The sequence below is a fragment of the Sphingomonas sp. CCH9-E2 genome, from assembly GCF_001557215.1.
In the GTDB taxonomy this organism is placed as follows: domain Bacteria; phylum Pseudomonadota; class Alphaproteobacteria; order Sphingomonadales; family Sphingomonadaceae; genus Sphingomonas.
Genome location: NZ_LSJM01000156.1, coordinates 24,850 through 34,707 on the forward strand (window position 1 = coordinate 24,850; position 9,858 = coordinate 34,707).

Sequence of the window (9,858 nt, forward strand, 5' to 3'; positions counted from 1 at the left end):
CTCGTTGGCCCGGCCGCGCTCAGCTCAGAACCATGTCCGGACGCCGACGACGAAGCTGAACCCGCCTGTGCCTTCGCCGCGCGCGCGCGCGAAGTCGGCGGTCCGTCCGAAACGGCGCTCCCACGACACACCGACATAGGGAGCGAATTCGCGCACTTTCTCGTAGCGGACGCGCAGCCCCAATTCGGCAATGGAGAAACCAGCTCCGATGCCGTTCGCGGGCATGTCCTGCGCGGACAGATTTATCTCGAACCTCGGTTGAAGCACGACGTCCTGGGTGATCCGCTGATCATAGCTGCCCTCAGCGCGCGCGAGGATGTCACCCTTGTCGGAAAGAAACAGCGTGCCCTCGAGGTCGAACCAGTAAGGGGCCAGACCTTCAATCGCGACCGTTGCATAGGTGCGCCGCGGTCCCCGTCCCAGATCCTGACGGACGCCAGCCTGCACGTTCCAATAGGGGTCGATCGCGTGGCTGAACAGCGCCTGGACCTCGGCGCCTTCAACGCCTTCACCGAACACGCCTTCGCCTTCGGACTTGATCCAGAGCCGATTGATATCTCCGCCATACCAGCCCTCTCCGGACCAGCGATATCCGTTGTTGCCTGACCGGACCTGAACCTCGGCAAGGTCGAGCATCACCTTGCCCAGCATGGCTCCGCCATGCTCGCGACGCACATCGCGCTCGGCCCTGGACATCGCGTCCGCGCCCCAGAAGCGGTCGGCAGCCCGCCCCGGTTCGGGGGCCGGGGCAGTCGCGTTTCCGGGAGGCAGATCGGTCCCGCTCGGCGCCCCTGCGTCTTGCGGGGTTTCGGCGGGCATATCCGCCATATCATGGCCAGCGTGTGGAGCGGCGGGCTGTTCGGCCGGTTGCGGTTCCATCGCATGGCCGGCATGGGGATCGGCAGCCTCGGCGGGCATCGGCTTGTCCGGTGCGTGGCCGGCATGGCCGGGAGCAGGCGTCGCACGCGCCGGCGTCGCCGGTTGGGCCTTGGGTTTGGCCGGTTGAGCGCGCGGTTTGGGCGCCGGGGTCGGCGTGGGCCTGGGCGCCGGGGTCGGGGTGGCCTTGGGTGCGGGCATCCCCGGCATCGACATACCTGGCATTGAGTGACCCGAATGGTCTTGCGCGGCGGCGGGAAAGGCGAGAATGAGCGGCGCGATGCCGAGCAGGAGGCGCGTCTTCATGCTGCGTCTCCCTCGAGCGGACGGACCTGGACGACCTGCATCATACCTGCGTGCATGTGGTAGAGGAGGTGGCAGTGGAAAGCCCAGTCACCCGCCTCCGCGGTGACGTCCCAGCTCACCTTTCCACCCGGCAGCACGTTGACCGTATGCTTGCGCGGCGAATGGTCGCCATGCCCTGTGACCAGTTCGAAGAAATGCCCGTGCAGGTGGATCGGATGCGCCATCATCGAATCGTTGACGAGCGTGACTCGCACGCGCTCGCCCTTTTCAAACGCCAGCGGGGCCTTCAACTCTGAAAATTTCACGCCGTCGAACGCCCACATGAAGCGCTCCATGTTGCCGGTCAGATGGATTTCCATTTCACGTCCCGGGGCACGCACGTCCGGATTGCGATCGAGCGCGACAAGGTCGCGATAGGTGAGGACCTTGTGTCCGACATCCTCCAGACCCTGGCCCGGCTCACCGGTACGGTCCGCGGGCATCGGCGAGATCGTCTGCACGCCGGGTCCCATCTGGACCTGCGGCGCGTTCGCCGGATCGCGCATCTTCATGCCGGCCATCGAATGACCCGAATGATCCTGGCCGCTTGCGGCACCGTCGCCCATTCCGGGCATCGCGCCGTGATCCATCCCGGGCATGCTGCCGGAAGCCGAGGAGTCCTGCTCCATGCCCGGCATGTTGCCCATGGGCATAGAGCCATGGTCCATGCCCGGCATCCCGGACATCCCCGACATGTCGCCCATGCCCATGTCCTTCATCGTGACGATCGGACGCTTGCGGAGCGCTGGGACTGCCGCGACCATGCCGGCGCGCGGCGCGAGCGTCGCACGCCCCATGCCGGAGCGATCGACCGCTTCCGACACGAGCGTATAGGCCTGATCCTCCGGGGTCACGATCACGTCATAGGTTTCGGCGACGGTGATCTGAAACTCGTCGACCTCGACCGGACGCACGTTGAGACCGTCCGCCTGCACGATCGTCAGCTTCAGGCCGGGAATGCGCACGTTGAAGATCGTCATCGCCGAGGCGTTGACGAAGCGCAGGCGCACCCGTTCGCCGGGGCGGAACAGCGCGGTCCAATTGTCCTTCGGGCCGTGCCCGTTGATAAGATAGGTATAGGTCGATCCCGTGACGTCGGAAATGTCGGTCGGGTCCATCCGCATCCCGCCCCAATCGAGCCGGTCCTTGAGCGGCAGGTCCTCGCCCCGCAGCAATCCCGCCAGCGTCTGCTTTTGGCGATTGAAATAGCCGGCTTGCTGCTTGAGCTTCTTGAAGATCGTGTGCGGATGAAGCGGGCTGTGGTCCGACAGCACCACGACATGCTCGCGATCGTAGCCGACCGGGTCTGCGTCCTTCGGGTCGATCACGATCGGACCGTAGTGACCCATCTGCTCCTGCAGGCCGGAGTGACTATGATACCAATAGGTGCCCGCCTGAACGACCGGGAACTCATAGGTAAAGGTCGAGCGCGGCTTGATTCCGGGGAAGGAGATGCCCGGCACACCGTCCATCTGAAATGGCAGGATCAGTCCGTGCCAGTGGATCGAGCTGTCCTCGTCCAGCGTGTTCTCAACATGGAGCCGGACCTTCTGCCCCTCGCGCAAGCGGATAAGCGGCCCGGGAACGGTGCCGTTGATCCCGATCGCATGACTCTCGCGGCCGTCGACCGTCATCATCTGGTGCGCGATGCGCAGGCGGATGTCCTCGCCGGACACCTCGGGCAAGGGCGCCGCGATACCGCTGGAGTTGGTCTGGGCCCAGGCGGGCAGCCAAGCGGCGAGCGCCATCCCGCCCCCCGCCATCATCGAACCGCGCAGCAGCTGGCGGCGATCGAACATCCTTGTCATCTTGCTCCTCTGCGCGAGACCTGCGCTTTCAACTGTTACGCGCCGCTCCGGAAAATCCCTCTTCCACCGAGCCGAGCTTTTTTCACAATGCGGTGCGACCCTGGTCTTTCGGGGCAATGAAAACGCAGCCCGACCGGCCAACGCCGCCTACCCATGATGCGGTCACCTAACCCGAACCCCAAACTGCCCACTCACTCAATGCCTGACGGCGAGGGATGGCGAGCCGCGCAACGTAAGAACCTTGGAGCGGCGGGCGCGAAGGCGACAGGGAAGTCGCCCGCGTCCGCAGGCTTTGGGGGAGTCATGCACGATCAGTCCGAGAACGCCGCACACATCCATATGGATGCGATGCGGACGCTGCTGGCAGTCGCCGTGGCCTTCGGACATATCTGGGCGCTGCTGATCCGCGACTACCAACCCACGGCAAACATCGCCGTGAACTTCCTTTATTTCGCGGCGGGGTTCGGACACTCGAGCGTCATCCTGTTTTTCGTGTTGAGCGGCTATTGGATCACGCGAAGCGTGGTCGCCCGAACCCGCACAGGCTGGAGTTGGCGAGCCTATCTGAGCGACCGTCTGGTACGGCTTCTGCTGGTCCTCGTTCCGGCACTGGCGCTGACCGGCGTGTTCGACGGTATCGCCATTTTGCTGCTCGACTCGCCCACGCATCGGGGAGCGACCGGGACCTATGTCGTTGCCCGCGATATCCGCAGCGACCTGACGCTTGAGGTGCTGGTCGGGAATCTCTTCTTCCTGCAGGAAGTCCTCGTGCGGCCCTTCGGTTCGAACGGTCCCTTGTGGAGCATCGCTTTCGAATTCTGGTATTATCTCTGGTTCCCGGCGCTTTGGCTGCTGGTGTCGGGTCGGCGCGTCTCGCTTGCACTCGTCACCCTCGCCATCGGCCTGCTCAATCCGGAATTGCCGATGGGTTTCGTCTCCTGGCTCTGCGGCGCGCTGCTGGTCTTTGCGGATCGCTATCTTTCCGAGCGGTCCTCACGCCAGTTGCCAGGCGGCTCGCGCGCGACCGGTGCCGCAGCGCTGCTGTTTCTGGCCACATTGCTCTGGGCGCGCAGCGGCGACTACAGGCTGGAGGATCCCGCACTGGCGGCGATGTTCGCGCTCTTCCTGCTCGCGATGCTGCAGCACCCACCTCGCATTCCCGGGCCGGTCAATGCGCTTGCGCGCTACGGCGCAAGCGCCAGCTTCTCGCTTTACGCGACCCACTTCCCCTTGATGGCCCTGTGCACGGCTCTCATCATCACCACCGACCGGATCGCGCCAAGCGTGGGGGCGATCCTGCTGGCGCTGGCGATCCTTGCGTTCAGCATCGGGTTCGGTTGGGTGTTCGCAAGTGGGACCGAGAAACACACCATGATTGCGCGCCGGCACATTCGCCGCTTGATGGGGATCGGCGGAAGACGCTAGGCCTCAAGCTCCTGGGAAAGCTTGATCCGCGCGCGCCGCAGGCGCGTCTCGACCGCCTTCTCGCTGATCCTGAGCGTCGCCGCGGTTTCCGCCTGCGACAGCCCTTCGATGGTCCGTAGCAGGATCACTTCGCGCAATGATGCGGGAAGCGACGCAATCGCCTTGGATGTCCGCGCCAGCGCATCGCGATCCGCAAGCTCGACGTCATGCCCCGGCCGATCCTCGGCCACCCGCTCGGCGATATTGTCGATCGGCAATGCGAAAGCGATCAGCTTGCGAACCGCGCGCCGGCGCGCCCAGTCGCGGCATTTATTCATCGCGATCGCGGTGAGCCAGGCGCGCATCGAGCGCGCCGGATCGTACCGGCGAAGCGCGCCGTGCGCCGCAATGAAAGTCTCCTGAACCAGATCCAGCGCCTCGTCCGGGTCGCCGATCGAGCCCGCGACGATCCGGTAGATGGCATCGCGGTGCCGCTTGAGCAGTTCCGCGAACGCCGCGCTGCGCCCGACGAGGCTCAGCGCGGCCAGTTCGCCGTCTGACAGGCTAGCAAGATCGAAGGTCACCGGCTTTCGGCGGTCAGCGCCTTAACCACCGCTTGGTCGAACTTGGCAGCCTGGTCGGGACGGAGGATCGCGCGCATCGCAAAGACGTGCGCTAGCGTCTCCTTTTGAAGTTCGCCCATCGCGACGTGAATTCGATCGACCGCTTCTCGAACCCTCGGCCCGGCCGAATGCTCGGCCTCGATCGCCGCAGCGAGACGGGCATTGTCTGCGCGAAGCGCCATTTCCAGCGCTTTCTTGCGCAGCCCGAACTGGCGTTCGAGCTGATCGAGTTGTGCCTGCTGGCCAGCGTCGAGATCGAGCCCGTTGTGAAGCAGCGCATGGAGCTCGGCGCCAGGCTGGGGCGCTGCGGGCAGAAAATAGCGGCCAACCGCTACGCCGCCGACCGATGCGACGAATGCGATCAGGGCAATCAGCAGGATATGCTTGAGTTTCATCAACCGCCCCCGAGCAGCGTCGAAGGCGCCAACTGCCAGCTGTCGTCGAACGTCGCGACCTGAGCACGCGCGGCCGGAGACCAGCCGCCCGCCACGCCCATGCTCACTGCCACCACCGCAGCGAGCGCGCCGCTGAGCGCAAAGCCGTCACGTCGTGGCTGCGGCAAGGAAATCTGTTCCAGGACGGCTACCGAAACGGCGGCCAGCCCCGGGTGCGGCGGACGTGCAGCAAGCCGTCCAAGCATATCGTCCAAATCGTCGCGCATATATTGCCTCTATCCCCACCTATCTTACGCGCGCCGCCCGCTTTGCCCTCAAGGCGATGCAGATTCTCGCACGGTCGCAGATCCTGTGCCCGATCTTTCCGCCGAGGGACAATTGTCCCTGCTGCGTACATCGGAATGAGGGCCTTGACCTTGACACGATGTCAAGCCCTACATCGTGCCGCATCGGAGGAACATGATGACGACTCATTCCCATGACGATGCACCGCGGGGCCATGGCTGCTGCGCCGGAACGGACCACGCACCGGCCGCCGTGAAGGATCCGGTCTGCGGGATGATGGTCGATCCCGCGACCACCCCGCACCACGCTCTTCACCAGGGCACTGCGTATCATTTCTGCAGCGCCGGTTGCCGCTCGAAATTTCTGGGCGATCCCGAACGCTACCTCACGCCCGGTGCCCAAGCACCCGAAGCGCCGGCGGGAACGATCTATACCTGCCCGATGCACCCGGAGATCCGCCAGGTCGGTCCCGGCTCCTGCCCGATCTGCGGAATGGCGCTGGAGCCCGAGACGATCACGCTCGACAGCGGCCCCAATCCCGAGCTGGCCGATATGAGCCGGCGGTTCTGGATCGGACTTATCCTCGCTATCCCGGTCTTCGTCCTCGAGATGGGCGGCCATCTCACCGGCCTGACCATGGCAATCGGCCAGCAGCTCTCGAACTGGATCCAGTTCGCGCTGGCGACGCCCGTCGTCCTCTGGGCCGGCTGGCCCTTCTTCGAACGCGGCTGGGCCTCGCTCAAATCGCGCAACCTCAACATGTTCACGCTGATCGCAATGGGGGTGGGCGTGGCGTTCGCCTACAGCGTGGTGGCGGTGGTCATGCCGGAGATCTTCCCTGCGGCGTTTCGCGGCCATGACGGCGCGGTCGCGGTCTATTTCGAGGCCGCCGCCGTCATCACCGTCCTCGTGCTGCTTGGCCAGGTGCTGGAACTCAGGGCCCGTGAAAGAACTTCGGGAGCGATCAAGGCGCTGCTCGATCTCGCGCCGAAGACCGCACGGCGACTAGGCCCGGACGGCAGCGACGAAGAGGTGACGCTCGACCTTATCCAGGTCGGCGACCTCCTACGGGTACGTCCCGGTGAAAAGGTTCCGGTCGATGGCGAACTGACCGAGGGTCATGTCGCGATCGACGAATCTCTCGTGACCGGGGAGTCGATGCCGGTCACCAAGGAGCCGGGCGCCGCGGTGATCGCCGGTTCGCTCAACAGGACCGGAACATTCGTCATGCGCGCCGACAAGGTGGGGGCCGACACACTGCTCGCCCGCATCGTCCAGATGGTTGCCGAGGCGCAGCGCAGCCGCGCGCCGATCCAGCGGATGGCGGACAAAGTCTCCGCCTGGTTCGTTCCCAGCGTGATCGCCGTCGCCTTGACCGCAGCGATTGTCTGGGCGCTGGTCGGTCCCGAGCCGCGCTTCGCCTATGCGCTGGTCGCGGCCGTGTCGGTCCTGATCATCGCTTGCCCCTGCGCGCTCGGTCTCGCTACCCCGATGTCGATCATGGTGGGTGTCGGCCAGGGTGCCCAGGCCGGCGTGTTGATCAAGAATGCCGAGGCGCTGGAGCGGTTCGAGAAAATCGACACGCTGATCGTGGACAAGACCGGCACGCTCACCGAGGGCCGCCCCGCGGTCACGCTCGTCCTTCCGGCGCCCGGCCAGAACGAGGCCGAGCTGCTCCGCCTCGCTGCGAGTGTCGAGCGCGCCAGCGAGCATCCGCTCGGCGAAGCGATCGTCCGCGCCGCCGACGATCGCGGCCTCCGTCTCGCCGAGGTTGCGGCGTTCGACGCGCCCATCGGACGCGGCGTCACCGGCACAGTCGAGGGCCGCAAGCTCCTCCTCGGCGGCCCCCGCCTGATGCGCGAGAACGGCATCGACCTCGCCACGCTTGCCGAGCCGGCCGAGGCGCTGCGCGGCGAAGGCGGCACCGCAATCTTCGTGGTGATCGACGGCGCGCTCGCCGGGCTGATCGGCGTCTCCGATCCGATCAAGGCCAGCACCCCCGAAGCGGTCCGCGCCTTGAAGGCCGAGGGTATCCGCGTCGTGATGATGACCGGCGACAACCGCACCACCGCGCTGGCCGTCGCCGCGCGTATCGGCATCGACGAGGTCGAAGCCGAAGTCCTGCCCGAGGACAAGGCCGCGGTCGTGAAGAAGCTGCGCGCCCAGGGCCGCGCGGTTGCGATGGCCGGCGACGGGGTGAACGACGCGCCCGCACTTGCCGCGGCCGAAGTCGGGGTGGCGATGGGTGCCGGTTCCGACGTCGCCATCGAGAGCGCGGGCGTGACGCTCCTTCAGGGCGATCTGAACGGTCTGGTCCGCGCACGCCGTCTGTCGCGCGCGGTGATGCGCAACATCCGCCAGAACCTTGTATTTGCCTTTGCCTATAATGTCGCCGGCGTGCCGATTGCGGCGGGACTGCTCTACCCGCTCACCGGCATGCTGCTCTCGCCGGCGATCGCGGCGCTGGCGATGGCGCTGTCCTCGGTCAGCGTGATCAGCAATGCGCTTCGCCTGCGGCTGGTGCATTTGTGATCCGGAGATTCGCATCATGAACATCGGCCAGGCTGCGCAGGCGAGCGGCGTGTCGCAGCGTATGATCCGTCACTACGAGAAGATCGGCCTGATCCCGGCGGCGCTTCGCCGGGACAGCGGCTATCGCGACTATGCAGATGCCGACGTCCATCGGCTTCGCTTCATCGCAAACGCTCGCGACCTCGGCTTTCCGATCGGCGAAATCGGAACGCTCCTGGACCTCTGGCACGACCGGGCGCGCTCGAGCGCCGAGGTCAAGGCGCTTGCGACGTCGCGCGCGGAGGAGCTGCGCCAAAAGGCCGAAGCGATCGAGGCGATGCGGCGCGCGTTGCTCGATCTTGCCGGTCGCTGCCATGGTGATATGCGGCCGGACTGTCCGATCCTTGATTCACTTTCCGGAGATGCGAACTGACGGTCGGCTACACGCCGCGCCGCGCGGTGTAGAGCGACAGGGACCCGGTCAATGTCCTGATTACGGCCTGCTCGGCCACCGCCAGAAACCCGACATCGGCGAGGATCTGCGGCAGCACGCCGTCGGCATTGGGTTGGGTGAGCTCGACGCCGTCAAGCCGCTGGATAATGCCGAACAGGCGGCGCATGAGCCACCCGCGCTGCTCGCCATAGTCGAGCAGGACCAGGCGGCCGCCAGGGCGAAGGGCCGCATGCATCGCAGCGGCGATCGAGCGCTTTGCCGAAAGCGGGCATTGGTGCAGAACCAGGCTCGACACCACGATGGTGGCAACCGCCTCGCCAAGCTCGTCGCCCATGGCGCGGCGCCATTCGACCGCGACTGCGGCGCGCTCGGCTTTGGCGCGAGCGATCGCCAGCACCTCCGGATCAGGATCGACACCGATGACCTGCGTCTGTGCGCATGCTTCCTTGACCATCACTGCCAGCGTCCCCGTCCCGCAGCCGACATCCATGACGATGTCATCGGGGCCTGGGGCAAGCTTCCTAAGGACCTGTCCGCGCCAATACCGCTCGCGCGTAAGCAACGCTATCGCAAGGTCGTAGAAGCGCGTGAGTCTGGCGTTGCCGAGCGCGGGAACAAAGGCATCGCCCGCTGGCGCCATCACATCGCTCCAGAAGGATCGAGTGTACCAAGCCAGCCGACAAGCAGGAGGATCGCAACCACGCATCCGGTCTCGACGGCAAGACTTTGGCGCAGCACGGAGAGCGCGCCCGCCTCGTCGTCTGCGGCCATTGCGACTTTGAAGCGCGGCACGAGGCGGAACCGGTTGGAAGCCGCCAGGCCAAGCATGACGATGAACAGTACGAGCTTGGCGAGCAGCAGCTGGCCATAGAGACTGCCGGGAAGCGCAGCGATACCCGGCCAGCCGACGATAACGATCAAGTTGAGCAGGCCCGTCGCGACGAGCAGGCCAACCACGATCGTGCCGGTCACGGAGAAACCGTCGAGGACGCGGTGCGTCAGCTGCAAATGTTCACGATCGATTGTGGCTTGCGGACGCAGCACCAGCAAGAGCATCGCCCCCAGCGCGCCTACCCAGACGCCGGCCGCCAGCAAATGAACGATATCGCCGCCCAGTTGCAGCCAGCCGAGCGGACCTTCACCGATCGCACCGTGCC

At 65.7% G+C, this 9,858-nt stretch carries 10 protein-coding genes; 3 read left to right on the forward strand and 7 right to left on the reverse strand.

Annotated features, from left to right (window positions below; translation table 11 throughout):
• Positions 1-24: 24 nt before the first annotated feature.
• A complete protein-coding gene (locus AX681_RS08375) occupies positions 25-1,182 on the reverse strand; it encodes a copper resistance protein B (protein WP_066682039.1) in 1,158 nt (385 codons plus the stop codon).
• On the reverse strand, positions 1,179-3,029 hold the full coding sequence (locus AX681_RS08380; RefSeq protein ID WP_066660449.1) for a copper resistance system multicopper oxidase: 1,851 nt from the start codon (positions 3,027-3,029) through the stop codon (positions 1,179-1,181). Before AX681_RS08380 ends, AX681_RS08375 begins: the two co-directional genes overlap by 4 nt.
• A gap of 198 nt (positions 3,030-3,227) precedes the next feature.
• Between AX681_RS08380 and AX681_RS08385 the strand changes: the two genes are divergently transcribed.
• Complete coding sequence (locus AX681_RS08385) at positions 3,228-4,454, forward strand: acyltransferase family protein (protein WP_197424256.1); 1,227 nt, start codon at positions 3,228-3,230, stop codon at positions 4,452-4,454.
• Here AX681_RS08385 and AX681_RS08390 read toward each other — a convergent pair.
• Genes AX681_RS08390 through AX681_RS08400 form a run of 3 tightly spaced genes read right to left on the reverse strand, consistent with a single transcriptional unit; the run spans position 4,451 to position 5,717 of the window.
• On the reverse strand, positions 4,451-5,017 hold the full coding sequence (locus AX681_RS08390) for an RNA polymerase sigma factor (RefSeq protein ID WP_066660444.1): 567 nt from the start codon (positions 5,015-5,017) through the stop codon (positions 4,451-4,453). The two genes, AX681_RS08385 and AX681_RS08390, sit on opposite strands and share 4 nt — an antisense overlap.
• A complete protein-coding gene (locus tag AX681_RS08395; protein ID WP_066660442.1) occupies positions 5,014-5,451 on the reverse strand; it encodes a periplasmic heavy metal sensor in 438 nt (145 codons plus the stop codon). The genes AX681_RS08390 and AX681_RS08395 overlap by 4 nt, the downstream gene beginning before the upstream one ends.
• A complete protein-coding gene (locus AX681_RS08400; protein WP_066660440.1) occupies positions 5,451-5,717 on the reverse strand; it encodes a hypothetical protein in 267 nt (88 codons plus the stop codon). Before AX681_RS08400 ends, AX681_RS08395 begins: the two co-directional genes overlap by 1 nt.
• A 196-nt stretch (positions 5,718-5,913) precedes the next feature.
• On the opposite strand from AX681_RS08400, the gene AX681_RS08405 reads away from it, so the two are divergent.
• Both AX681_RS08405 and cueR read left to right on the forward strand, forming a co-directional pair.
• Entirely contained in the window at positions 5,914-8,268 is a 2,355-nt protein-coding gene (locus tag AX681_RS08405; RefSeq protein WP_156442750.1) for a heavy metal translocating P-type ATPase, read from the forward strand.
• A 16-nt stretch (positions 8,269-8,284) separates the two neighbouring features.
• Positions 8,285-8,680, forward strand: a complete 396-nt coding sequence (gene cueR / locus AX681_RS08410; protein WP_066660434.1) for a Cu(I)-responsive transcriptional regulator — start codon at positions 8,285-8,287, stop codon at positions 8,678-8,680.
• 7 nt (positions 8,681-8,687) lie between these two features.
• Here the strand turns inward: cueR and AX681_RS08415 are convergent, their stop codons facing one another.
• Positions 8,688-9,341, reverse strand: coding sequence for a class I SAM-dependent methyltransferase (locus AX681_RS08415; protein ID WP_066660431.1), 654 nt, complete (start codon positions 9,339-9,341; stop codon positions 8,688-8,690).
• Positions 9,341-9,858: CopD family protein (locus AX681_RS08420; protein WP_197424257.1), on the reverse strand; the 518-nt coding region annotated here is incomplete at its 5' end. The genes AX681_RS08420 and AX681_RS08415, both read right to left, overlap by 1 nt.